This is a genomic window from Janibacter limosus NBRC 16128, assembly GCF_001570985.1.
Taxonomy (GTDB): Bacteria; Actinomycetota; Actinomycetes; order Actinomycetales; family Dermatophilaceae; genus Janibacter; species Janibacter limosus.
The window spans coordinates 59,509-83,294 of sequence record NZ_BCSS01000013.1; the positions used below are offsets into that span (position 1 = coordinate 59,509).

The following is a 23,786-nucleotide window of genomic DNA, read 5'->3' on the forward strand; positions in this document are numbered from 1 at the left end:
ATCACTGCTTGGCTGTGGTCATGGACATCACGAGCCTGCTCATCGGACTCCTGGTCGGCGCCGTCATCGCGGGTCTGGTCGCCTGGCTGGCGGGACGCGCTGACGTCGCCGGTCTGCGCGCCGAGCGCGACGGCCTGCGCGAGCGGCTCGACGACCACGAGGTCGCGGCCGAGGACGACGACCGGACCGCCGCCGCGCTCGTGCCCCTCGGCGAGACCCTGCGCCGGGTCTCGGCCAAGGTGGAGCAGCTCGAGCGCGACCGGGTGAGCCAGTACGCGTCGGTGCGTGACGCCCTGGGCCGCGTGGAGGACTCCACGACCCGTGTGGGGCGCGAGGCGTCATCGCTGGCCTCGTCCCTGCGCATCTCCTCCGTGCGCGGCGCCTGGGGCGAGGTGCAGCTGCGCCGAGTGCTCGAGGTGTCGGGCATGCTCGCCCGCTGCGACTTCGACGAGCAGGCACGTGGTGAGGCCTCCACCGGACGCGACGTGCGCCCCGACGTCGTCGTCCACCTGCCCGGCGGCAAGCACCTGGTCATCGACGCCAAGGCACCGATGAGTCACTGGCTGCAGGCCCAGGCCGAGGAGATCGACCCGTCCGAGCACGACCGTCTGCTCGAGGCGCACGCTGCCTCCCTTCGCTCGCACGTGACGACGTTGGCGGGCAAGGCCTACTGGACCGCCTTCGACCCCTCCCCCGAGATGGTCGTGTGCTTCGTCCCGTCCGACGCGACGCTGGCGTCCGCCCTCTCCCGCGCGCCCGGGCTGCACGAGGAGGCGATGGCCGAGCGGGTCGTGATCGCCTCCCCCGGCACCTTGCTCGCGCTCCTGCGCACCGTGGCCTACGCCTGGCAGCAGGAGTCCGTGACCCGCGACGCCCAGGAGCTGCTCACCATCGGGCGCGAGCTCTACGAGCGGTTGGGGACGCTCGGCGAGCACGCCACCCGGATGGGCCGCTCGCTGCAGCGCTCCGTCGAGGACTACAACCGGCTCGTCGGCTCGCTCGAGTCCCGTGTGCTCGTCAGTGCCCGACGGATGAGCGAGATCGGGATCAGCCCCGACGAGCTGGAGGAGGTGGCGCCCGTGACGACCGCTCCCCGGCCGCTCACCGCGCCCGAGCTGCTCGACGCCGTCGCGGTCGACCACGCACGGCCCGAGCTCGATCTCGGGCTGACGCGTCAGCCCCATCAGGAGCAGGATGGGCGGCGTCCCCGACGCGAGGAGGCGTCATGAGTTCCACGCACTCGAGCTGGCAGCCGCCGCCATGGGAGCCGCCCCTGGCCGGTACCGATGCCGAGCAGATCGTGGCGGCGCTCGACCGGCAGCGCGCCACCTTCCGGTGGAAGACGGACGGCCTCGACGCGGCGGGCCTGGGGTCGCGTGTCGGCGCCTCACGGCTGACGCTCGGCGGTCTGCTCATGCACCTCGCCCTGGTCGAGGACTACTATTCCAGCACCCGCTTGTCCGGCACGCCGCTCGACCCCCGCTGGGACGAGGTCGTCGCCGACGAGGACTCCGACTTCGCCCCGAGGGAGTCGCCCGAGCAGCTCTACGCGCTCTACGACGAGGTGATCGTCGCTGCCCGACGTCGCTACGAGACCGCCCTCGCCGACGGCGGTCTCGACCAGTCGGTGCACATGGGCATCCCCGAGGTGGGGCACGCCAACCTGCGGCGGCTGCTGCTCGACCTCCTCGAGGAGTACGGCCGGCACACCGGCCACGCCGACCTGCTGCGTGAGTCCGTCGACGGGCGCGTGGGCGAGGACCCCGACGAGGAGTGGGTCACCCCTTGGGCGTCACGCGCCCCGTAGGGCATCGAGCGACGGCGATGCCCCGACGGTCTCCCACAGGTCCATCGTCCCGAGCAGCGACGGGGTGGCCAGCGCCACGCCGCTCAGCAGGTACTGCCGGGTCTTGGCCGGGTCAGCGGCCGCCTCGCGGAAGGCATCGAGCCGCTCCTGCGTCGGCTCGAAGACCATCCGCTTCGCCTGGCTGGAGATGGGGGTGGTGTAGTCCCAGAAGACGCGCTTGCGCTCCTCGGCATACCGATCCAGCAGCACGTCATCCGCGTGGTCGAGCACCACGGCACCCAGCGCCTCGGCCAGGGCGAAGGCGTCGAACATCCCTCCGACGAGACCGAAACCGCGCGTCGGGTTCGTGACGTGCGCGGCATCGCCAGCCAGGAGGGCCCGGCCGACCCGATAGGTCTGCGCCGAGCGCTGGTGCATCCGGTAGTGGCGCCACAGGAGCATCTTGTGGTCGAAGTCCTCCTCGGGCAGCACGGCGCGGAAGTGGGCGGCGATGCGCTCCTCGATCCCTTCCTCCGGCAGGTCGAGGGGCTCGGCGAAGGTGTGCCGCCACAGTCCGTCCTGCGTGATCTTGTGGATCACCGCGCCGTGCTCGGCGTCGACGAGGTACCCGGACACGAAGTGGTCGTCGTAGCCGCCGCGGCAGTTCGTCGCCACGAACCGCTCGTCCCAGGTCATGCCTTCGAACCCGAGGCCGAGCTCGCGGCGCACCACACTGCGACCGCCGTCGGCGCCGACGAGCCATCCGCACCGCAGGTCATGGGCTCCGTCGGCCGTCTCCACGTGCACGGTGACCCCGGACCCGTCCTGGTCGAGGCCGGTGACCCGGTGGCCCCACCGGATCGTCGCGTTGGGGAGCCTCTCGAGGTGCTCCTTGACCACGCCACCCAGCGCGTCCTGACCCAGGATGAGGCTGTAGGGGTGGCGCACGTCGTCCTTGAGCAGCCCGATGTCCATGGAGATGCGCTCGCCCGTCGCGTGGATCTGCGCGCTCCAGTCGTGGTTGAGCCAACCGATCGCCATGGCGTCGTCGAGGACACCCAGCCGCTCGAGCCCGGCCAGCACCGCCCAGTGGTAGGTCATGCCCCTCGGCTCGTCGAGGATGTCGTCGGCCCCGTCCAGCAGGGTCACCTCGACCCCCCGTTGGGCCAGCCCGAGAGCGGTGATGAGGCCCACCGGCCCCGCTCCCACGATGATGACGCCGTTGTCGCTCATGTCGAATCTCCTTGGTGCGCGCCGTCGCGCTGAGGGGTCTTTCCCCGGATCGTGCGATGGACGGGCGCCGGGCGCCCAGTCGCCTTTCCGCCCGCTGGAACCCCGCCCGTTGCACTCCCCCGCACCGCCGCGATGATGGGCCCATGAGCACCGTGATGGGATCCCCCGCCGACTGGTACTTCGAGGACTTCGCCGAGGGTCAGGTCTTCCGCACCCAGGGCCGCACCGTCACCGAGTCGGACATCGCCAGCTTCGCCGGGTGGAGCTGGGACACCAACCCGGTGCACACCGACGCGGTCACCACGGCCCGAGGGCGGTTCGGCGAGCCGATCGCCCACGGCGTCCTGGGCCTCTCCGTCGCGATGGGTCTGCTCTCCCGACTGGGCATCTTCGAGGCCTGCTCGATCGCCCTGCTCGGCATCGACGGCTGGCGGTTCGAGGCTCCCGTCGTCGTCGGCGACACGGTCAGGTGCACCGTCACGATCACCGGGGCCCGGGCCACGAGCAAGGGCGACGCCGGCATCCTCGAGCGTGAGCTCGTGCTCACCAACCAGGACGACGTGGTCGTCCAGCGCGGCAGCATCGGCCTGATGGTCGCGCGCCGCCCCGCCTGACCGGTCAGCCCTCCGCCGCCGCCAGGTGTGGCCGCACCCACGCGAGGACGTCCTGCGGACGCTCCTCGACGAGGAAGTGCCCGGCTTCCACGCTGCCCCCGGTGACGCGCGGGAGCAGCGCCCGCCACACCTCCAGCGGGTCGTCGCCGGTGGCCAGCACCCCCTTCGATCCCCAGAGCACCAGCGCCGGCAGGTCCACCGACCGGCCACGGTCGAGCAGGTCGTGCTCCCGGTCCGTCGTCGCCCCGGCGGCGTAGTCGCGGCACCACGCGTCCACGACCGAAGGGAGCGCCGCCGCCTCCTCGTACGCCGCGTGCGCCCGCGGGTCGAAGATCTCGAGCGGGCCCGACAGGCCGGTGAGGGAGTCGTGCAGGAAGGCCACCGGGTCCGCGCCGATCAGTCGTTGTGGCAGGCCACCCCCCTTCGCCAGGAAGGCCCAGTGGTAGTAGCTCAGCGCCAACGCGGCATCCATGCGCGCCCACACCTCGAGGGTCGGCAGGATGTCGAGGAGCGCGATCGAGCGCACCAGCCCCGGGTGGTCGAGCACGAGCCGGTGGGCCGCCCGCGCACCCCGGTCGTGCGCGACCACGTGGAAGCCGTCGTGCCCCAGGTGACGCATGACCGACACCTGGTCCCGGGCCATCGCCCGGAAGGTGAGGTCTCCATCGAGCACCCGCGACGCGCCGTACCCGCGTAGGTCGGGCACCACGACCGTGTGGTCGGCCATGAGCCCCGGGAGGACCCTGTGCCACATCGCCCCGGTCTGCGGGTAGCCGTGCAGGAGCAGCAGCGCCGGCCCCGATCCCCCGACGCGTGCGTGGATCAGCGCACCGTCGACAGGCACCTCGACCCGGGTGAGGCCCTCGACGAGCGTCATGCCCGGTCCACCCGACCGAAGAACGCACGACCGTTGGACCGGGCGATGGCGTCGACGTCGTGCTGGGTCAGGCCGTGCTGCCGGCCCCCGGCGAGGAGACCGGCCAGGCCCGTCAGCTGACCGGGGATGAAGGGAGCGTCCGTCCCGACCATCACGTGGTCGGCCCCGAATCGGTGGACGAGCAGCGGCAGGTGCGCGGGGTCGAGAACGAGGGTGTCCACCCACAGATGGCGGAGCAGGTCGTCGAAGGCCGCGCTACGCCCCTGCTCCCCCCAGATCGAGAGGGCAAGACCCAGTCGCGGTGCTGCCCACGCGAGGGTGCCGCAGCCATGGGCGAAGCCGATGCGCAGGTCGGGATGGCGGTCGAGCACCCCGCCGGTGAGCAGGGCCGTGGCCGCGAGAGCGGTGTCGGTGAGCATGCCCAGGCCGAAGTCGTAGGGCTGGCCGGCACGGCGGACCGCGCCCGTGCCCCCGTCCATGGGGTGCACGAAGATCGCGGCACCGAGGTCCGCTGCCGCCGCGAAGAAGGGAGCGAGGCTCGGGTCGTCGAGCTCGAGCCCCTCGACGCGGGTGCCGATCTCGACCCCGGCCAGCCCCAGCCCGGTCACGGCCCGCTCGAGCTCGGTGATCGCCGCCTCGACGTCCTGCAGCGGCACACCGCACAGACCCACGAGCCGCCCACCGGATGCTGCGACCGCCTGCGCGATGCCGTCGTTGACCTCCCGGGCAAAGGCCGCGGCCGGTCCCGGGTCGGCCCATGTCGTCAGCATCACCGGTACCGGCGAGATGAGCTGCTGCTCGATGCCGAAGGTGTCCATCGACGCCAGCCGGTCAGGGACGTCCCAGAGCCTGCTGTCGACGGACCGGAAGAGGGCCTGGCCCTGGTGGATCCCGCCCTGGGTCGGGTCGGTGGGGTCGGGCCGCAGAACCGGCCATCGGGAGTCCGACCCCGGGCCGGGGGCGCTCAGCCCCCCGGGGAAGAAGTGCGCGTGGGTGTCGACGACCCCACCCGGCCAGACGTTGGTGCTCACGTGGACTTCTCGTGTGTCGGATGCGCGGTTGCGGTGGGTGGAACAAGCCCTTCACGCGGCCACACGCGCCCATACACTCGGTTGCTTGCACGATGCCCGTGACGGTGTCGTCGTGCCCCGGTCGTCGAACGAGGAGGTTCGGTATCAGCACCCACAGTGGCCCCCCTCCGGGAGAGTCGCCCTCGATCCTCGCAAAGGCCTTCGACCTGCTGCGGGCCTTCGACGCGACCAACCGGGTGATGACGCTGACCGAGCTGTCGCGAGCGGCCGACCTGCCCAAGTCGACGGTCCACCGGCTCCTCGCCCGCCTCGTGGAGCTCGACGTCATCGAGCACATCGAAGAGGGCTACCGGGTGAGTCTCAGCATGGCGAGGCTCGCCTCGCTGTCCCCGGCGAACCTCATGCGTGACCTCGCACTCCCGCACATGGCCGGGCTCCACCACTGGTCGGGGCACACGATCACCCTCGGGGTGCTGCGTGACTTCGACACGGTGATCCTGGAGCAGGTCGGCTCCACCGCCTGGCATCCGCAGCCCTACCAGATCGGTGCGCGCATCCCGGCGCACACCTCGGTGTTGGGCAAGGCACTGCTCGCGTGGGACCCGCGCGATGCGCTGGAGACGCTGCTGCCCAACCCACTTCCCGCACTGACCCCGGCGACGATCACCGACCGTGATGTGCTCATGGCCCAGCTGCGCGAGATCCGCTCGACCAACCTCGCCCACCAGCTCGATGAGACCCTCGAAGGGATCGCGGGCATCGGCTGCGCGATCATCATCAAGGGAGAAGCCGTCGGTGCGCTCGGCATCGTCCACCCCTCGTCGACCCCGCTGCCCGCCCAAGCTCCGCAGGCGCTGCGCAACACCGCTGCTCGCCTGTCGACGGAGATCACGCAGCGGCTCACCGCGATCGGGCAGGAGAGACGCTGGATGCCGGGTCGAGAGGTCGCCGGACCTCTCGACCCGGCCGATCAGCACGACCTCACCTGAAAAGGTCGCGAGCTCACGTGAAGACCGCATGAGCTCACTTGTAGACCGCGAAGGCCTTGTTGGAGTTGAAGATCTCGGTCTCGACCAGCTCGCTCCACTCCAGCTGCATCCCGAGCTCCCGCATGGCACCGAGCAGGCAGTGCCAGTTGAGGATCTCGTGCTGCCCCGAGTGGACGACCTCCTGGCTCGTGCGACCCACCCACGGCTCGTGGTTGTCCGCGACCATCGCCTCGTAGAGCGCACGGTCGGCCTCGGTGTCCGGACGCAGGTGCCAGCCCTCGTCGTAGAGGAAGGCGTGCGACCAGCTCGACGAAGCCACGAGGGCAACCCGCAGGTCGCTGTCGCGGACCATCCGGCCGACGGCGCGCCCGAGCTCGTAGCACCGCGCAGGGGTGGGGCCCGGCGGGTCCAGGTCCTCCCCCGCGTGGATCTCCGCGAAGCGCGCGATACCACCACGGCGAGCGATGACGTGCTCGCCGTAGCAGTTCACCGCGATCGGCAGGATCGGGTAGGGGAACTCCTTGCCCACGTTGTCGTAGTCGAGGAAGATCTGCGTGTTGGCGAAGGCATGCGGGAAGTTGGTCCCCGGCCGCGCCATGTACGAGTACGCGATGTCGACACCCGAATTGAGCACCGACGTGGCGACCTGCTTGCCGAAGTCCGGCGCCCCCTTCATCGTGAAGGACTGGTTGTTGGGCAGCCCCCACGCATTGGGCAGACCGAGCTTGGTGATCACACCGAAGGGGTCCACCTCCGTGTCCTCGTACGCCAGGACGCAGAAGCTCGGGATGACCTCCTCACGGAAGTTCTCGTACTGGTCATCGCCCCACACGAGGACGACGTCCGGCGTGAAGTCGTCGAGCTCGGCGCGCACCCGGTCGAGGTGCAGGCGCAGCTCCTTGCGGTGCTCCGCGGCCGCAGCCGTCCCACCGTCGTCCGACCACTCCCTTCGCGCCATCTCCGACCAGTTGGCGGGGTCCTTCTCCGCCTCGGGGATGTCCGGGTCCTTCAGCGTGCTCGACAGCAGCGCGGCCATCGTCTCGTCCGGCCCGAGCAGCAGCGGGTAGTGGGTCATGCCCAGCCCGATCACGTCACCCATGAGGGCTCCTCTCCTCGTTGGTGGATCAGGACGCGGGGACGGTCGAGCCCGCGTCGAGCTCCAGGCGCGGGGACGTCCAGTAGTCCGGCATCTCGTCGTAGTCCTCCGGGGGCAGCACCTCGCCGGTGATGATCTCGTTCCACTGCCGCCAGAAGGTGCGCATCTGGTACTCGTCGGACTGGACGGGGACATCGGCGTGCATGCCGCGCGAGATGTCCGACCACTCCAGCTCCTTGACCGAGGCGAAGGCCTTCTGGGCGCTCTCGAGCATCTCGACGTCGTCCGGGGAGGCCAGGCCGCCCGGCCCCCAGAAGGTGAGGAAGTTGTCCAGGCGCTGACGCTTCAGCTCCGGGCCCTCCTCCGGGGGAGCGAGCTCCCACGCGGTGACCTCCATGTAGTCCGGCGACACCGGGTCGATCTTGCGGATGACGACACCCATGACGAGGTCGATGATGACGAGGTTGGGGAAGATCACCATGTTGCGGATGCCGTCCATCCGCTTGACCCAGCCCTCGCCGTGCTTGGCACGCAGCCGCTCGTAGCGCGCCTCCTTCTCTGCACGTGCCTCCTCGGAGAGCTCGCGACCGAAGATGTCACCACTGCCGGGACCACCGACGGTCACCGCGTGACCATTGCCGAGGTTGACCGAGCGGGAGTTCTTCAGGGACTTGCCGGCGTCGATCGGTCCGCGGGCGGCGACGATCATCTCGAAGTACCGCTGGTGGGTCGACATCGCGTGATAGCCGTCGTAGCTGTTCTCCACGAGCAGCTTCCAGTTGGCCCTGGCCGAGTAGTGGTGGGTGCCCTCGAGCACCTCCATGCCCTCCTCCGACATGTCCGAGACCAGGTCGAGGTACTCGGCCGCGCCGGCGAGGTGCGTCAGCAGGTCGGGTGCGTCGGCGTTGAAGGTGACGAAGACGAAGCCGCGGTAGGAGTCGATCTGCGCGGGGGCCGCCAGACCGGGGCGCTCGAACTCCGGGCCGTAGGCCTGGTCACCGGGAATCGAGACGAGGTCGCCGCTCGTGCTGAAGCTCCACCCGTGGTACGCGCAGGTCATGAAGCGGGCATTGCCACCGTCCTCACGGCAGATCATCGCGCCACGGTGTGGGCAGGAGTTGATCCAGACCCGGACGGTCCCCTTCTTGTCCTTGGCGAAGATCAGCGGCCGGCCACCGACGGTGCGCGTCTTGAAGTCGTTGGGCTTCTTCAGCTCCGACTCGTGACCGAGGTAGAGCCAGGTCGTGTTGAAGATCTTCTCCTGCTCCTGGGCGAAGACCTCGGGGTCGGTCATGACATTCCGGTTGACCCGGAAGCGCGGCATCTGACGATCGTCATCGATGTACTGGGACATGTGAAACACCTTCGTTTCTTGTGCGGGAGAGGGAGATGAGTCAGGACGTGGGCTGGTGGGAGCGCTGACGCTCGCGCCAGATCTGGGCGAAGGGGGTGGGTCGCGGGGCGACGCGCTTGTTGAGCCACTCGGCGGTCCGCTGCCAGGCGTCGAAGGCGGCGGCGTGCTCGCGCGGCCGGGTGGAGTCGCGTAGCGCGTGCTCGGCCCCCGGGTAGCCCACGATGCGCGTGTACTCGTGGGCGCGGTCCTCGAGGTCATCGCGATAGGCCGCCAGCGCGCTCGGCAGACCTCGGTGCTCGCCCTGGCCGACCATCCCGAGCCACGCGGTACGCAGTGCGGTGATCGGCTCGGGGACGAGGAGCTGGCGCGGCTCGCGAGGGATGCTGACGGCCGCACCGTAGGCCCGTCCGGCAGCGGCCTCGAGCACGGTGCGCGCACCCTGGCCGTAGCCGATGAGACCGATCTGCTCGTCCTCCCAGTCCCGCTCGGCGAGCAGCGCGACGAGGGCGTCGACGACGGCAACATCGCCGTCGTCAGAGACGAGGACCGACTCGTAGCCGTGCTGGGCCAAGGAGTTCATCGTCTCGACGGCGCCGATGCCATCCAGCCCGTCAGGGCCGGCGAGGACCACAGCAGCACCCCGAGGGACGCCGCCGAGCAGGAGCGAGAGGACCTCGACCGAGGCTCCGTCGACAGTGATCGTCGACACCTCGGGATCGATACGCACATCGGTGGACACGTCGTTACTCCTGGCTCGTCGTCGGGCTGGATGACGGTGAGTCAACCGGGCGGCGACCACGCAGGGAATGCACGGTCCCGGCCGCCGGAACTTCCCACACCGTGGGCTCGTGCGGCAGCATCCGAGCGACCGAGCCGGCGGTCCCCGACACCATCCGACCGAGCTCGCCGAGGCGTCCCGCCCCGGCGCGGGTGGCCTCGATGGACGGCACGACGACCGACAGCGCAGCCACGGGCTGTCCGCCGGAGACGATGGGTGCGGCGACGCAGACGAAGCCGTGGGCCGCCTCCTCACGCTCGACGACGAAGCCCGCGTCCCGCACGCCGCGCAGCTGGGTCAGGAACTGACCGCGACCGGTGACCGAGTAGGGCGTCGCGCGCGGCAGCGGCTCCCCGAGCACCCGCTCGAGGGCCTCCGCGGGACCCACCGCGAGCATCGCCTTGCCGAGGGCGGTGCAGGCCGCGGGGAAGCGGCCACCGACTCGCGTGGGCAGGCGCACCCCTTCGGGTCGCATGAGCTTGTCGACGTAGTGGATGGACGATCCGCGCAGGACCGCCAGGTGCACGACCACGGCATCGGACCGGGCGAAGAGATTGGCGAGCAGGGGGTACGCGGCATCCCGCAGCCCGTCCAGGGGTGACCAGCGCGCGCTCTCGGCGAGGTCGACGAAGATGTCGCCCAGGCGGTACAGCGCGCCGGACCGGTCCACGAAGCCCTGGTCCTCCAGGACCTTGAGCAGTCGGTGGGTCGTGCTCTTGGGCAGACCGACGGACAGGGAGATCTCGGACAGGCTCACCGCTCCCCGGCCACCGTGCAGCATCGCCGTGAGCACGCTGAGGACCTTGGCCGCGGAGGACTGCTGCTCGGCGGCCGGAGCGGCCGACCGGGTCAGTGGCTGGGCGGTCATCACACCTCCTGGTTGGACACACCTGCCGCGCCTCGGTGCTGCGGCTGGGCCCCACTGTCGAGCGCCTGTGACGCAGGCGACAGGGCTGGTTCCGACCGCCGGAACCAGCCCTGTGTCGTCGCAGTCAGAGCACGACGAGGTGTGGCGAGAGGGGCTGTCCGCTACGCAGTGCGCCGTCGAGCACTGCGGCCGCCGCGGAGAGTCCGTCGGCCATCACCGGTGGCACCGACAACCGCAGCCGGCCCGACGACGCGAGGTGCGCGACCAGCGGCAGCGACTCGGGTGCCGTCCGCGGTGGACCGGACAGGGTCCGTCCGTCCCACCGCTCATGATCACCGCACCCGCGCACGGGACCGGCGAGGACCGCACGGCCGGAGGGGCTCAGAGCGTCGACCGCCGAGGGCGCAGCCGCGGCATCCGACGCCGCGTGCAGAGAGACGTCCAGGCCCAGGCCGGAGGTCAGCGACCGGATGCGCTCCTCGAGCTCGGGATCTGCGGGGTCGAGCGCCACGTCGGCGCCCAGGTCGAGGGCGGCCTCGCGTGCGACCGGATCCGGGTCGACGGCGATGATCGGGGCCGCACCCATGGCGCGGGCCACGGCGATGGCGCACCCACCGAGCGAGCCGACGCCCCAGACGCCGAGCGCCTCGCCGGGAGCGATGCGTGCGTGGCGCAGCATGCTGTGGGCCCTCGCGGCCAGTGGCAGCAGTGCGCCCACGGTCAGGGGCAGATCACGCGGCAGGGGCACCAGGGCCGTGGCCGGGGCGACGAGGTACTCCGCGAGGCCACCGTCGTGCTCCACCCCCGGGAGATGCCAGCCCCGCCGCAGCGCGGTCTCGGGCTGCAGCGCCACCAGCCGTCCGAGCGGCCACCCGTCCACCCCGGCACCGGGGGCCGCGACCGTCCCGGCCACGTGCCGTCCGAGGGTGCGTCCTCCGCGTGGGTCGAGACGAAGGGGGTGTGGCCCGGCCTCGAGCTCGCCGTCACGACGATCGATGGCCACGGCCGCGACACGCACGAGGACCTCCCCGGTCGCCGGGCGCGCCCGGCGCATCTCCTCGACCTCGACCGCAGCCCCGTCCGTGCGGACGGTCAGCATCGTTGGAGTCCTCATCGACGCGACGCTACGCAGGACGCGGCCTGCGGGTCGCCGAAGATTCCGGTGGCCGAAACCGGGTCTGGAGCGCTGCCCGGCGCCACCCCAGACTCGGTCGGACACCCCAACGGGACACCACCGTCCCGCTCACCCTCACCGTCGAGGAAGGACACACGATGGAGCGCATCTTCGCTTGCCGGGTCGACGAGCTCGAGCCCGGGACCACCATGACCGTGGAGGGGCCCACCCCCGTCGCCCTGTACCGCACGGAGGACGGCGACTGGTTCGCCAGCGACGACTCGTGCACCCACGAGCAGTTCTCCCTCGGGAGCGAGAGCGACCTGGAGGACGAGGAGGTCGTCTGCCCGCTGCACATGGCCCGCTTCGACCTCAGGACGGGCAAGGCGCTGTGCTTCCCCGCGACGATCGCGCTGCGGATGCACAGCGTCGTCGTCGAGGGCGACGAGGTCCACATCGAGCTGTCCGAGACCGTGGCCGACGGCCCCGACGTCCAGGTGGCCTCCAGCGCCGCAGCCGACTGCGCGGTGGCCTGAGCCATGACCCGTGTCGTCATCGTCGGCGCCTCCGTCGCCGGCATCCGCACCGCCCAGGCGCTGCGCATGCAGGGCTTCGACGGGACCATCACCCTCGTCGGCGAAGAGCTGCACCACCCCTACGACAAGCCGCCGCTGTCCAAGGAGTCCCTGACCACCGACGTGCCGCCGCACCTGCTGACGCAGGACGAGCTCGAGCAGCTGGATGTCACCCTCCACCTGGGCGTCCGGGCGACCGGTGTCGATGCCGAGGCGCGCGTGCTGCACACCGACGGCGGTGACCACGCGTACGACCACCTCGTCATCGCGACGGGCGTCAGCCCCCGCACGCTCCCGGGCTCGGACCTGGCCGGTGTGCGCACCGTGCGCACCGCGGACGACGCCACCTTCCTGCGCGAGCGGCTGGCCGCGCGACCGCGCGTCGTCGTCATCGGGGCCGGCTTCATCGGCGCCGAGTTCGCCGCTGCCGCAAGCGCTGCCGGCTGCGAGGTCACGATCATCGAGGCCCAGGAGACGCCGCTGGCCCACCTCCTCGGAGACCGGGTCGGCGCTCGTCTGGCGCAGCTCCACTCCACGCATGGCGTCACCGTGCGCACGTCCGTGCGCTTCGACCACTTCGTCGGGGACACGGCCGTCGAGGGCGTGGCCCTCGCCGACGGTGAGGTCCTGCCCGCCGAGCTCGTCGTCGTCGGCATCGGCGCCAACCCGGCCACCTCGTGGCTCGAGGCCTCCGGCCTGCCGATCGGCAACGGCGTGGAGTGCGGGGCCGATCTGAGGGTCCTCGGCCATCCCGAGATCTTCGCTGCGGGCGATGTCGCCCGGTGGCCGCACGCTCACTACGGCGAGCCGATCCGCATCGAGCACTGGACCAATGCCAACGAGCACGGCGCCCTGGTCGCCGCCGGCATCACCGGCGGCGACGCCCCACGCGCCAATGCCCCCTACGTGTGGTCCGACCAGTACGGCCACCGCATCCAGATCGTCGGGCTGCCGTCACGCGGCGCCCTGGCCCACCTCGCCGGCGAAGGCCCTGAGGACCTCGTCGCGGTCTACGCCGACGACCTCGGCGTCGTGGTCGGTGGGGTCGTCGTCGACGACCCGCGCGCCTTCATGAAGCTGCGCAAGGCGGTCACCAAGCGGACCTCGGTGGCCGAGCTGCAGCCGCCCCTCGCGCCCGCACCGGTCCCGGCCTGAGGTCACCCGCACACACCACGACGAAGGGGAGCCCCCGCCACCTGATCAGGTGGCGGGGGCTCCCTTCGTCTGTGGCTCAGACCGCGTGCGGCTGCCAGGGCCAGTACTTCGCCGTGGCGCCACCATCGACCGTGATGTTGCTGCCGGTGACCATGGCCGACTCGTCGCTCGCGAGGAAGACGACGGCACCGACGTAGTCAGCGGGCGTGGGCAGTCGCGACATGGGGAACTGCGCGGTGAAGTCCATCGTGAACTGCCCCTCCATGCGCCCGAGCTGGCCCACCTGCGCGACGAGCTCGGGGTCCTGCGGCTGGGTCGCCGTCGGGGTGAAGCCGTTGACCCGGATGCCGTGCCCGGCCAGCTCCATGGCGACCGAGCGGGTGAAGTTGATCATCCCGCTCTTGGCCGTGGAGTAGCCGATGTTGCCCGGCTGTCCCTGCCACGCGGCGGTCGACAGCACGTTGATGATGCTGCCTCCACGTCCACCGTCGATCATCGCTCGTGCGGCCGCCCTGGTGAAGAGGAAGGAGCCGCCCAGGATGATGTCGGTCTGGCGCCGGAAGTCCTCGACCGGCATGTCCAGCAGGCCGCGCTGGTCGAACTTCACGGCGTTGTTGACGAGCACGTCGACCCGCCCCCAGCGCTCCATCGCCAGCTGCACCACCTCGTCCGCGTGCGCAGGGTCGGTGACATCACCGACCGCTGCGATCGCCTCGCCGCCGGCGGCGGTGATCCGCTCGACGGCCAGGTGCGCGGTGTCCGCACTGATGTCGGCGCACACGACCCGCGCACCCTCCCGGGCCAGCCCCGCGGCGAGGACGCCACCGATGTTGGGGCTGGCGCCGGTGACGATGGCGACGCGGTCCTGGAGCCGGCTCACAGGATGATGCTGACCTTGCCGTGGGGCCGCAGGGCGTCCAGGTCGAGGATCGCCTTGCGGGTGACGAAGCGCAGGTCGTCACCATCGCGCTCGAGCACGTGGACATAGCGTCCGAAGTACGTGTCGACCACGCCGTTGCGGGCGCGGAAGACCGCGAAGTTGGCCCGCACCTCGATCCGCCCGTCCTCGGCCTGCGCCACCTGGGTGTTGGTGACGAGGTGGCGGGTGCGCGAGTGCGGGTACTCCGCGTGTGCCGCGCGGGTCAGCAGCGAGTTGACCCGCTGCTCGAGGAGGAAGCGGTCGTCCTGGACCATGAAGAGGTCCTTGGTCGGGTCGCCGTCCGGCTTGTCGGTGGAGGGCACGAGGTAGCGGCCGGTGGCCGTGAAGAGCGCGAGCCACTCGTGGAGACGCCACTCGTCCAGGAGGGTGGCCTCGCGGTAGAGGAAGTCCTCCACCTCTCGGACGAGGTCGGCATCGGAACGCACCTGCGACGCTGCAAGGGTCATGACGGGTCTCCTGCTCAGTTGTTCTGGATGAAGTCGCGGACGACGCGGTTGAACTCGACCGCGTGCTCGATCTGGGCCCAGTGGCCGCACCTGTTGATCAGCAGCAGGCGCGCGTTGTCGACGGCGCTCACCAGACGCAGGCTCTGCTCGTAGCTGACGACGCGGTCGTCGCGGCCGTGCAGGGCCAGGGTCGGCGCGGTGATCTCGGCCAGACGCGGTCCGTAGCCGAAGTACTCGGTGCTCAGCGGGTTGCCACCGGGCGCGTTGTTCCAGCTGTCGAGGTGCTCGGGGTGGGCGAGAGCGGCCTCGAGGCGCAGCGCGGCGAGATCGCCGGAGGTCAGCGCCGGGTCGAAGGCCATGACCTCGGTGACCTCCTTCATGTTCTCGATCGTCGGGTTCTGGTAGGTGCGGAAGAGCACCTTCAGGCCCTCGCTCAGACCGTTGGCACCCCAGGTGTTCTGCCCGGGGACGGGCGCACCCATGGAGATGAGGTGACTGACCCGCTCCGGGTGGAGGATCGCGGTCGAGATGGAGGTGATCCCGCCCATCGAGTTGCCGACGAGCGCGGCCCGGTCGATGTCGAGGGCGTCCATGAAGGCGATGAGTGCGGCGACGTGGTCGTAGCCGGTCTCAGCCGTCTGGGTGTCGCTCTGGCCCCACCCCGGCATGTCCACGGCGTAGACGTGGAAGTCCTGCGCGAGGGTGGCGATGTTGGTCCGGAAGTTGCTCCACCCGGTCGAGCCGGGACCGCTGCCGTGCAGCAGGATCACGGGGTGCCCGGAGCCGGCCTCGTTGTAGTGGATGCGATGGGTCGAGGTCTGGACGAACCGACCGGTGCTCTCGTCGGTGAGCTCGGCGCTCTGCTCGGCAGTGAGTTGTGCGCTCATGAGTGATGCCTCCTGGGCAGTGGTGGAGCGGTGTGTTCGTGACGCTAGCCACGCTTGCCGGTGGGCCCCAGAGGAGGTTCCGGCGCCCGGAACCCTGCGCGGTCAGCGCCTTCCTCAGACCTGTCTCCGGGACGACGAAGGGGGTGTCCCGGCCGAGCCGGGACACCCCCTTCGTGCTGGTGAGGACTCAGGCGGTCACGGTCGGGACCACCGCCACGACCTCCTCCTCGATCTCGCTGTGGTCGTGGTCGTAGAGCGACTCCTTGCTCGTCTCACGCATGAAGAGGACCGAGACGACGGCCAGGACCGCGAGGGTCGCCAGCATGATCGACAGGCCGATGCTCCCGAAGCCGGCGAGGATCGGCGCCGCGAGGATCGGCGGGAGTGCGCCGGCGATGACGCTGCCGATGTTGAAGGAGACGCCGGTGCCCGTGCTGCGGTAGGCGGTCCGGAAGGTCTCCGGGAGGAAGACCGTCGTCGAGGCATTGGACAGACCGACGACGAAGAGCGTGACGGTCAGCGCGATGCCGATGATGACGGGCTTGCCGGTGTCGACCATCGGGAAGAGCACGAAGGCCCAGGCGACCGCGGCTCCGTTGCCCACCAGGAGGATCGCGCGACGCCCGACCCGGTCCGACATCAGTGCACCGATGACCTGGCCCGCGATGCACCCGGCGATGGCGATGAACTGGATCGTCAGCATCGTGTTCTTGGGGATGCCCAGCACCTTGGTGCCGTAGTTGGTGAGGTAGACCGCGCCCATGTAGAAGAAGGACAACCACATCAGGACCGAGCCCGAGGCGAGGAAGACCTCCTTGCCCTGCCGGGCGAAGAGCTCGCGCACCGGAGCCTTGGCCGCCTTGGCGTGCTCGGCCTTGGCCATCGCGTCCTTGAAGACCGGGGTGTCCGTGACTCCCAGACGCACCCACAGGCCGACGGCGACGAGCACTGCGCTCATGACGAAGGGGATGCGCCAGCCCCACGACGCGAAGGATGCATCGGACATGCTCAGGCCGATGATGAGGAAGGTGAGGGTCGCCAGCAGCAGACCGAAGGTCGTGCCCAGCGTCTGGGCGAGGGAGTAGACGCCGCGCTTCTTGGGCGGGGCGTGCTCGACGACGAAGAGCGCCGCGCTGCTCCACTCACCACCGACCGCGAGTCCCTGCAGGAAGCGCAGGACGATCAGCAGGATCGGTGCGGCCAGGCCGATGGTCTCGCCGGTCGGCAGCAGCCCGATGAGCACCGTCGCGGCGCCCATCATGAGCATCGTCGTGACGAGCGTGACCTTGCGGCCGACCCGGTCCCCCATCTGACCGAAGACCAGGCCACCGATGGGACGGGCCAGGAAGGCCACGCCGAAGGTGGCGAAGGACGCTGCCGTACCGGCTGCGGTCCCGAGTGCGGGGAAGAAGAGCTTGGGGAAGACCAGCGCCGCGGCCGTCCCGTAGATGAAGAAGTCGAAGTACTCGATCGTCGTCCCCATGAAGCCGGCAGCGACGACGCGCTTGAGTCCGTGCGGCTCCTCGGTGGAAACAGGTGTTGCAGACATGCAGGGTGCCTCTCGCCGGTCATGGAGCGCCTTTGCCCCACGTCTTGACTGGCGAACGTACGGAGACTGCGCGCACCGGCAAAGCAGGAGTTCCGACCCGTGGAATGTGCTCCGGCGGGTGACCCTCAGACCTCCAGCACCCGCGCGATCGGCACCCCGGCCCGGTAGCTCAGGTGCAGGTGGTTGGGAGCCTCGAGCACGGTCAGATCAGCGCGGGCGCCGACCTCGATGCGACCGATGTCGTCGCGGTGCAGGGCGCGGGCGCCACCCCGGGTCGCGGCGACGACGGCCTCGCTCGGGGTCATCCCCATCTCGCGGACGGCGAGCGCGATGACGAAGGGGATGGAGCTGGAGTAGCAGGTGCCCGGGTTGCAGTCGCTGGCCAGCGCGACGGAGACGCCGGCGTCGAGCAGGGCCCGCGCGTCCGGGTAGGGCGAGCGGGTCGAGAACTCGACACCCGGCAGCAGGGTGGCGCTTGTCGTCGCGGCCGCACCGACCAGGGCGTCCACGTCGTCGGCGGACAGGTGGGTGCAGTGGTCGACGCTCGCGGCACCGAGCTCGCAGGCCAGCTGCACACCGGGGCCGTGGTCGAGCTGGTTGCCGTGTACGCGCAGCCCCAGACCCGCGGCCTGTCCGGCCAGCAGCACTGCTCGCGACTCCTCACCGGTGAAGGCGTGCGGCGAGGCCGGCTCGCAGAAGACGTCGATCCACCGGGCGTGCGGTGCGCACGCGGCGAGCATCTCCCCCGCCACGAGATCGACATAGGCGGAGCGGTCCTCGCGCATCTCGGCGGGCACGACGTGCGCACCGAGGTAGGTCACCTCGTCGGTCACCTCGGCGGCCAGGCGCAGCGCCCGCGCCTCGTCCTCTACGGTGAGTCCGTAGCCGGACTTCACCTCGACGGTGCTAGTGCCCTGGGCGCGCATCTCGGCGATGCGCGCCGCGAGCGCCGTGCGCAGCCAGTCGTCGTCGGCGGCCCGGGTCGCCTCGACCGAGACGCCGATACCTCCCCCGTCGTAGGCCTGACCGGCCATCCGCGCCGCGAACTCCGCGGAGCGATCACCCGCGAAGACGAGGTGGGCGTGGGAGTCGACGAAACCCGGTGTGACACAACGACCCTCGACGTCGATCACCGAGTCCGTGGCCGGGGCGGCAGAGGACTCACCGACCCACGCGATCCGGTCGCCGACGACGACGAGCGCCATGTCGGAGCGCGCGCCGGCACCCCCTTCGCCCGTGCCGTCGCAGGTGACGAGCTCCCCGATGTTGTTGACGAGCGTGCTCATGCGCGGTGCCTCCGTGCGGTCTCGCGGGTGATGACGCGGTGGATGAGACGTGCCGCGACCTTGGCGGTGCGCTGGTCGACGTCCAGGCTCGGGTTGAGCTCGGTGACATCGAGGTGGACGAGCTTGCCGCTGTCGACGACGGCATCGCACACCGCCTGGACGACGAAGGGGGGAACCCCCAGTGCCGCAGGCGCGCTCACTCCCGGCGCGACCGCCGCCGGCAGCACGTCGAGGTCGATCGTCAGGTAGACCTCGTCGAGGTCGGCGAGGAAGGCCTCGACGAACTCGCGCGTCGCCTCGACCTCTTGGGAGTCGTCGTCGAGCAACCACCGGGCCCCGATGGACCGGGCCGTCTCGAAGAGCACGCCCGTGTTGCTCGTGCGGCTGATGCCGACGACCGCGTACTGCATCTCGACGCCGGCGGCCTGACGCTCCCGCGCGATCTGCAGGAAGGGGGTACCGGACGTCGGCACGTCCGCCTCCCTCAGGTCGAAGTGCGCGTCGAGGTTGAGCACACCCATCCGCGGCCGTGGCCCGAGCCCGAGGTGGCTCCCGTACGCCGTCTCGTGCCCGCCACCGAGGACGACGGTCAGTGCTCCGTCGGCACCGGCCGCAGCCACCGCGTCACCGAGGCGACGGTGCCCCCCTTCGAGGTCACCGTCCTGCACGCTCACATCGCCGTGGTCGACGACGACGAGGTCCTCGTGGACGGCGAGCGAGCCGAGGGCGGCGCGCAGGGCACCGGGCCCCTGCGCCGCGCCGACCCGCCCCTTGTTGCGACGCACTCCTTCGTCACTGGCGAAGCCGATGAGGGCCACGTCGGGACGCACCTTCGCTGGTTGAGGCGCGAGGGACGCGGCGTCCTGAGGTGCGACGGAGGAGCCTCGGAGGGAGCCTCGAAACCCCGACCGGGTCACCGTGTGGAAGAAGCGACGGTGCGCCGGCCCCTCACCGTCGGTCCGACCGCTCCACTCGAAGGGGGCGCCCATGCTCACTCCTGCCCGTCGCGGATCGTCGGCTCCATCGGCACGCGCACACCGCGCTCCTGGGCAACCTGCGCCGCCCGCGAGTAGCCGGCGTCGACGTGCCGCAGCACGCCCATGGCCGGGTCGTTGGTGAGCAGTCGCTCGAGCTTTTGCGCTGCGAGGTCGGTGCCGTCGGCGACACCCACCTGCCCGGCGTGGATCGAGCGGCCGATGCCGACCCCACCACCGTGGTGGATCGACACCCAGGTCGCACCGGAGCTGGCAGCCGTGAGCGCGTTGAGCAGCGGCCAGTCCGCGATCGCGTCGGAGCCGTCGAGCATGGCCTCGGTCTCGCGGTACGGCGAGGCGACGGAGCCGGAGTCGAGGTGGTCGCGACCGATGACGATCGGGGCCTTGACCTTGCCGTCACGGACCAGCTCGTTGAAGAGCAGGCCCGCCTGCTGGCGCTCGCCGTAGCCGAGCCAGCAGATGCGCGCGGGCAGCCCCTCGAAGTCGACGAGCTCACCAGCGGCGTCGAGCCAGCGGTGCAGGTGCTCGTTGTCCGGGAAGAGCTCCTTGAGCGCGGCGTCGGTGACCGCGATGTCCTCCGGGTCACCCGAGAGGGCGACCCAGCGGAAGGGGCCCAGGCCCTCGCAGAAGAGCGGCCGGATGTACGCCGGGACGAATCCGGGGAACTCGAAGGCCCGCCCGTAGCCCGCGTGCCGGGCCTCGTCACGGATGCTGTTGCCGTAGTCGAAGACCTCGGCGCCCTCGTCCTGGAACTCGACCATCGCCTGGACCTGCGCGGCCATCGACTCACGAGCCTTCTTGGTGAAGCCCTCCTCGTCGGCCTCGGCCTCACGGGTCCAGTCCTCGAGCGCGATCTCCGCGGGGAGATAGCTCAGCGGGTCGTGCGCGCTCGTCTGGTCGGTGACGATGTCGACCACGATCTCGCCCGCCCGATGGCGACGCAGGATCTCGGGGAAGACCTCGGCAGCATTGCCGACGAGACCGACGGACAGGGCCCGACGCTCTCCCTTCGCCTCCATGATCTTGGTCAGGGCGACGTCGATGTCGGTCTCGACCTCGTCGAGGTAGCGCTTGGACTGCCGGCGCTTCAGCCGCGTCTCGTCGACGTCGACGATGAGGCAGGCGCCGCCGTTGAGGGTGACCGCGAGCGGCTGTGCGCCGCCCATCCCGCCGCAACCACCGGTGAGGGTGAGGGTCCCGGCCAGCGTGCCGTCGAAGCGCTTGCGCGCCACCGCAGCGAAGGTCTCGTAGGTGCCCTGGAGGATCCCCTGCGTCGCGATGTAGATCCACGACCCGGCCGTCATCTGGCCGTACATCATCAGGCCCTCGGCCTCGAGCTTGCGGAACTCCGGCCAGGTCGCCCAGTCCCCCACGAGGTTGGAGTTGGCCAGGAGCACGCGCGGAGCCCACGGGTTGGTGCGCAGCACGCCGACCGGTTTGCCCGACTGGACGAGCAGCGTCTCGTCGTCCTCGAGGTCCTTGAGGGTGGCGACGATGGCGTCGAAGGCCTCCCACGAGCGGGCGGCGCGGCCGGTCCCGCCGTAGACGACGAGGTCGTCGGGGCGCTCGGCGACCTCAGGATCGAGGTTGTTCATCAGCATGCGCAGCGGCGCCTCGGTCTGCCAGCTGCGGGCATTGAGCTCGGTACCTCGGGGGGCACGCACGGGACGGGCTCCGTCCATGGTGATCACACTCTCTTTCTCTCCACGCCCCCTGAGGAGGTCGCGCAGCGACCGTCTCGAAGGGGCGATGCTTTGGACTAGTTCAGCGGGCCGGTCACGGACTCGGCCGCGGCGCGGACGGACCCGTCGACGACGGCGAGGTGGGCGGCGCTCAGGTCGGGAGAGGTGAAGCGGTCCGGGCCGGGGCCACCGACCCCGTGCTCGGCGAGCGTGGCAATGACGGCGGCGGTGGCCGGCGCGGGACGAAGGGGGGCCCGCAGCGCGATCCCCCGGGCTGCGGTGTACAGCTCGATGCCGATGACCCGCGAGAGGGCGTCGACGCTGCGACGCAGCTTGCGCGCGGCGCCCCAGCCCATCGACACGTGGTCCTCCTGCATGGCGCTGCTCGGGATCGAGTCGACGCTGGCGGGGGCGGCCAGACGCTTCATCTCCGAGACCATCCCGGCGGCGGTGTACTGGGCGATCATCAGACCCGAGTCGGTGCCCGGGTCCTCCGCGAGGAAGGGGGGCAGCCCGTTGCTGCGCTTGACGTCGAGGAAGCGGTCGGTGCGCCGCTCGCTCATGCTCGCGACATCCGCGGCGACGATCGCGAGGAAGTCCAGGACATAGGCGATGGGGGCGCCGTGGAAGTTGCCATTGGACTCGACCCGTCCGTCGAGGGTGACGACGGGGTTGTCGATGGCCGCGGCCAGCTCGTACCCGGCGATCATCGCGGCATGCTCGACGGTGTCACGAGCGCCGCCGTGGACCTGCGGCGCGCAGCGCAGCGAGTAGGCGTCCTGGACGCGGGTGCAGGCCGCCGGGTCGCGGTGGCTGTCGCGGATCGGGCTGTCGGACAGGACCGCTCGCATGTTGGCAGCGGACAGCGCCTGGCCGGGCTGCGGACGCAGCGCCTGCAGGTCGGCGGCGAAGACGTCGTCGGTGCCGAGCAGCCCTTCGACGCTCATGGCGGTCGCGACATCGGCGGTCGCCAGCAGGTGACGCAGGTCGTGGACGGCCAGGCAGAGCATGCCGAGCATGCCGTCGGTGCCGTTGATGAGGGCCAGGCCCTCCTTCTCGTGCAGCTCGACGGGGTCCAGGCCGGCGTCGGCGAGCGCCGCGGCGGCATCGACCTCGTCGCCACCACCGACGCGGACCCTCCCTTCGCCCATGAGGGTGAGAGCACAGTGGCTGAGCGGTGACAGGTCGCCGGAGCACCCGAGCGAGCCGTACTCGTGCACGACGGGGCTGATGCCGTGCTGGAGGAGGGCCAGGTAGAGGCGCAGGGTCTCCTCGCGGATGCCGGTGCGCCCGGTGGCGAGGGTCTGCACGCGCAGCAGCATGAGTGCGCGGACGACCTCCTCCTCGACCTCGGAGCCGGCCCCGGCGGCGTGGCTGCGCACGAGCGACCGCTGCAGCCGGGCGCGCTTGTCGAGCGGGATGTGCGTGTTGGCCAGCGCGCCGAAGCCGGTCGAGACCCCGTAGTGCGCCACGGTGTCCTCGGCCAGTCCCTCGATGATGGTGCGGGCGGCGCGCACCCGCTCCCAGGCAGCATCACTGATGGTGACGGGCGCGCGGTGGCGGGCGACGGCGACGACCTCGTCGATGGTGAGGGGCCGGTCGCCGAGGACGACGGTGGTGGTGTCGGTGCTCATGGGTCCATGCAACCCCCTGCGCCGCTCTCGCGGGAGCGCTCCGCAACGGTTAATGTCTCGGATACAAGACAAGGAGACGTATGGCCAATGCCACCGCCGCGGGCCACGCCCTGCGGGCACTCACCCACCTCGCCAGCCGCGCGGAGCCGGTCCCCGCGGCCCATCTCGCGCGCGCCATCGGGCTGCCGCGCAGCAGCACCTACCACCTGCTCGCCGTGCTCGTGGAGCACGGCTATGTCGTCCACTACGAGGACGAACGCACCTACGGCATCGGGGCTGCGGTGCACGAGCTCGGCGCCGGCTACCAGCGACAGGACCCGCTGCAGCGGCTCGCCCGGCCGCTCGTCGAGCGCCTGGTCGACAGCACGACGCACAACGCCCACCTGGCCGTGCTGTCCGGTCGCGATGTCCTCTACGTCATCGAAGAACGTGCCGCGGGCCGCCCTTCGCTCGTCACGGATGTCGGGGTGCGCCTGCCCGCGACGGTGACCGCCAGCGGGCTGGCGATGCTCGCGGGGCTGCCGCGGCGGCAGGTGACCGCGCTCTACCCCTCGGCCGCGGTCATGGTCGCCGACGGCCCGCCCACCCCGTCAGCGCTGCGGCGTGAGCTCGTCGACGTGCGGGCCCGCGGCTACGCCGTGGAGCGCGGGAGCGTCTCCCCCGACCTGTCGTCGGTGGCCTCAGCGGTCCTGGACCGGGACGACCGCCCCGTGGCCGCGATCGCGATCACCTTCCGCCACGACGAGGTCGACGACGCGGGACTGACCGCTCTGGCCGCGGCCGCCGGGGAGACGGCCGGACGGGTCACCGCCCGGTTGTGACCCCACGCGGCGGAAGCCACCCGCGCGGCGTGAGCCAGCCGCGCGGCGTGAGCCAGCCGCGCGGCGTGAGCTAGCC

General features: G+C 70.9%; 23 protein-coding genes. 7 read left to right on the forward strand and 16 right to left on the reverse strand.

Annotated features, from left to right (window positions below; genetic code table 11):
- Positions 1 to 20 precede the first annotated feature (20 nt).
- Positions 21 to 1,229 carry a DNA recombination protein RmuC gene (locus tag JLI01S_RS06820; RefSeq protein WP_068262085.1) on the forward strand — a complete coding sequence of 403 codons (1,209 nt, stop codon included), beginning with the start codon at positions 21 to 23 and terminating at the stop codon, positions 1,227 to 1,229.
- Entirely contained in the window at positions 1,226 to 1,807 is a 582-nt protein-coding gene (locus JLI01S_RS06825) for a mycothiol transferase (RefSeq protein WP_068261996.1), read from the forward strand. The genes JLI01S_RS06820 and JLI01S_RS06825 overlap by 4 nt, the downstream gene beginning before the upstream one ends.
- On the opposite strand, the gene JLI01S_RS06830 is transcribed toward JLI01S_RS06825, so the two are convergent.
- Positions 1,793 to 3,019, reverse strand: a complete 1,227-nt coding sequence (locus tag JLI01S_RS06830; protein WP_068261998.1) for an FAD-dependent oxidoreductase — start codon at positions 3,017 to 3,019, stop codon at positions 1,793 to 1,795. The two genes, JLI01S_RS06825 and JLI01S_RS06830, sit on opposite strands and share 15 nt — an antisense overlap.
- Before the next feature lie 143 nt (positions 3,020 to 3,162).
- On the opposite strand from JLI01S_RS06830, the gene JLI01S_RS06835 reads away from it, so the two are divergent.
- On the forward strand, positions 3,163 to 3,633 hold the full coding sequence (locus tag JLI01S_RS06835) for a MaoC/PaaZ C-terminal domain-containing protein (RefSeq protein WP_068262000.1): 471 nt from the start codon (positions 3,163 to 3,165) through the stop codon (positions 3,631 to 3,633).
- Positions 3,634 to 3,637: 4 nt separating this feature from the next.
- Here JLI01S_RS06835 and JLI01S_RS06840 read toward each other — a convergent pair whose 3' ends face one another.
- Both JLI01S_RS06840 and JLI01S_RS06845 read right to left on the reverse strand, forming a co-directional pair.
- Positions 3,638 to 4,510, reverse strand: coding sequence for an alpha/beta fold hydrolase (locus tag JLI01S_RS06840; RefSeq protein ID WP_068262002.1), 873 nt, complete (start codon positions 4,508 to 4,510; stop codon positions 3,638 to 3,640).
- On the reverse strand, positions 4,507 to 5,541 hold the full coding sequence (locus tag JLI01S_RS06845; RefSeq protein ID WP_068262005.1) for an amidohydrolase family protein: 1,035 nt from the start codon (positions 5,539 to 5,541) through the stop codon (positions 4,507 to 4,509). The genes JLI01S_RS06840 and JLI01S_RS06845 overlap by 4 nt, the downstream gene beginning before the upstream one ends.
- 92 nt (positions 5,542 to 5,633) lie before the next feature.
- Between JLI01S_RS06845 and JLI01S_RS06850 the strand changes: the two genes are divergently transcribed.
- Positions 5,634 to 6,530 (forward strand): IclR family transcriptional regulator, encoded by an 897-nt coding sequence (locus JLI01S_RS06850; RefSeq protein WP_169797298.1) that lies wholly within the window; start codon positions 5,634 to 5,636, stop codon positions 6,528 to 6,530.
- Between the two features lie 34 nt (positions 6,531 to 6,564).
- On the opposite strand, the gene JLI01S_RS06855 is transcribed toward JLI01S_RS06850, so the two are convergent.
- From JLI01S_RS06855 to JLI01S_RS06875, 5 genes are all read right to left on the reverse strand, one after another.
- Positions 6,565 to 7,629 carry a DODA-type extradiol aromatic ring-opening family dioxygenase gene (locus JLI01S_RS06855; protein ID WP_068262012.1) on the reverse strand — a complete coding sequence of 355 codons (1,065 nt, stop codon included), beginning with the start codon at positions 7,627 to 7,629 and terminating at the stop codon, positions 6,565 to 6,567.
- Positions 7,630 to 7,654: 25 nt separating this feature from the next.
- The gene (locus tag JLI01S_RS06860) at positions 7,655 to 8,980 is read right to left on the reverse strand and encodes an aromatic ring-hydroxylating oxygenase subunit alpha (protein WP_068262015.1); all 1,326 of its coding nucleotides are present in this window, start codon (positions 8,978 to 8,980) and stop codon (positions 7,655 to 7,657) included.
- A gap of 40 nt (positions 8,981 to 9,020) precedes the next feature.
- Positions 9,021 to 9,719, reverse strand: a complete 699-nt coding sequence (locus JLI01S_RS06865) for a dienelactone hydrolase family protein (RefSeq protein WP_068262018.1) — start codon at positions 9,717 to 9,719, stop codon at positions 9,021 to 9,023.
- Between the two features lie 4 nt (positions 9,720 to 9,723).
- On the reverse strand, positions 9,724 to 10,626 hold the full coding sequence (locus JLI01S_RS06870; protein WP_068262021.1) for an IclR family transcriptional regulator: 903 nt from the start codon (positions 10,624 to 10,626) through the stop codon (positions 9,724 to 9,726).
- A gap of 124 nt (positions 10,627 to 10,750) precedes the next feature.
- Positions 10,751 to 11,740 carry a zinc-binding dehydrogenase gene (locus tag JLI01S_RS06875; RefSeq protein ID WP_084349256.1) on the reverse strand — a complete coding sequence of 330 codons (990 nt, stop codon included), beginning with the start codon at positions 11,738 to 11,740 and terminating at the stop codon, positions 10,751 to 10,753.
- A 158-nt stretch (positions 11,741 to 11,898) separates the two neighbouring features.
- Here JLI01S_RS06875 and JLI01S_RS06880 point away from each other — a divergent pair, with 158 nt between their 5' ends.
- Together JLI01S_RS06880 and JLI01S_RS06885 are read left to right on the forward strand one after the other, a co-directional pair.
- Complete coding sequence (locus tag JLI01S_RS06880) at positions 11,899 to 12,276, forward strand: non-heme iron oxygenase ferredoxin subunit (protein WP_084349257.1); 378 nt, start codon at positions 11,899 to 11,901, stop codon at positions 12,274 to 12,276.
- Between the two features lie 3 nt (positions 12,277 to 12,279).
- Positions 12,280 to 13,470: an FAD-dependent oxidoreductase gene (locus JLI01S_RS06885; protein ID WP_068262027.1), complete on the forward strand. Its 1,191-nt coding sequence runs from the start codon at positions 12,280 to 12,282 to the stop codon at positions 13,468 to 13,470.
- A 76-nt stretch (positions 13,471 to 13,546) separates the two neighbouring features.
- On the opposite strand, the gene JLI01S_RS06890 is transcribed toward JLI01S_RS06885, so the two are convergent.
- The 8 genes from JLI01S_RS06890 to hutH all read right to left on the reverse strand — a co-directional run bounded on the left by JLI01S_RS06890 (position 13,547) and on the right by hutH (position 22,889).
- Positions 13,547 to 14,350 carry an SDR family NAD(P)-dependent oxidoreductase gene (locus JLI01S_RS06890; RefSeq protein WP_068262030.1) on the reverse strand — a complete coding sequence of 268 codons (804 nt, stop codon included), beginning with the start codon at positions 14,348 to 14,350 and terminating at the stop codon, positions 13,547 to 13,549.
- A complete protein-coding gene (locus JLI01S_RS06895) occupies positions 14,347 to 14,856 on the reverse strand; it encodes an aromatic-ring-hydroxylating dioxygenase subunit beta (protein ID WP_068262033.1) in 510 nt (169 codons plus the stop codon). Before JLI01S_RS06895 ends, JLI01S_RS06890 begins: the two co-directional genes overlap by 4 nt.
- Before the next feature lie 14 nt (positions 14,857 to 14,870).
- Positions 14,871 to 15,743, reverse strand: a complete 873-nt coding sequence (locus JLI01S_RS06900; protein WP_068262036.1) for an alpha/beta fold hydrolase — start codon at positions 15,741 to 15,743, stop codon at positions 14,871 to 14,873.
- Positions 15,744 to 15,930: 187 nt separating this feature from the next.
- Complete coding sequence (locus tag JLI01S_RS06905) at positions 15,931 to 17,292, reverse strand: MFS transporter (RefSeq protein ID WP_084349258.1); 1,362 nt, start codon at positions 17,290 to 17,292, stop codon at positions 15,931 to 15,933.
- Between the two features lie 125 nt (positions 17,293 to 17,417).
- The gene (hutI, locus tag JLI01S_RS06910; RefSeq protein ID WP_068262037.1) at positions 17,418 to 18,578 is read right to left on the reverse strand and encodes an imidazolonepropionase; all 1,161 of its coding nucleotides are present in this window, start codon (positions 18,576 to 18,578) and stop codon (positions 17,418 to 17,420) included.
- Entirely contained in the window at positions 18,575 to 19,567 is a 993-nt protein-coding gene (gene hutG, locus JLI01S_RS06915; protein ID WP_068262038.1) for a formimidoylglutamase, read from the reverse strand. The genes hutI and hutG overlap by 4 nt, the downstream gene beginning before the upstream one ends.
- Positions 19,568 to 19,569: 2 nt before the next feature.
- Positions 19,570 to 21,255: a urocanate hydratase gene (gene hutU, locus JLI01S_RS06920; protein WP_439645563.1), complete on the reverse strand. Its 1,686-nt coding sequence runs from the start codon at positions 21,253 to 21,255 to the stop codon at positions 19,570 to 19,572.
- Positions 21,256 to 21,332: 77 nt separating this feature from the next.
- Entirely contained in the window at positions 21,333 to 22,889 is a 1,557-nt protein-coding gene (gene hutH, locus JLI01S_RS06925) for a histidine ammonia-lyase (RefSeq protein WP_068262040.1), read from the reverse strand.
- Between the two features lie 80 nt (positions 22,890 to 22,969).
- On the opposite strand from hutH, the gene JLI01S_RS06930 reads away from it, so the two are divergent.
- A complete protein-coding gene (locus JLI01S_RS06930) occupies positions 22,970 to 23,710 on the forward strand; it encodes an IclR family transcriptional regulator (protein WP_068262043.1) in 741 nt (246 codons plus the stop codon).
- Positions 23,711 to 23,786 lie beyond the last annotated feature (76 nt).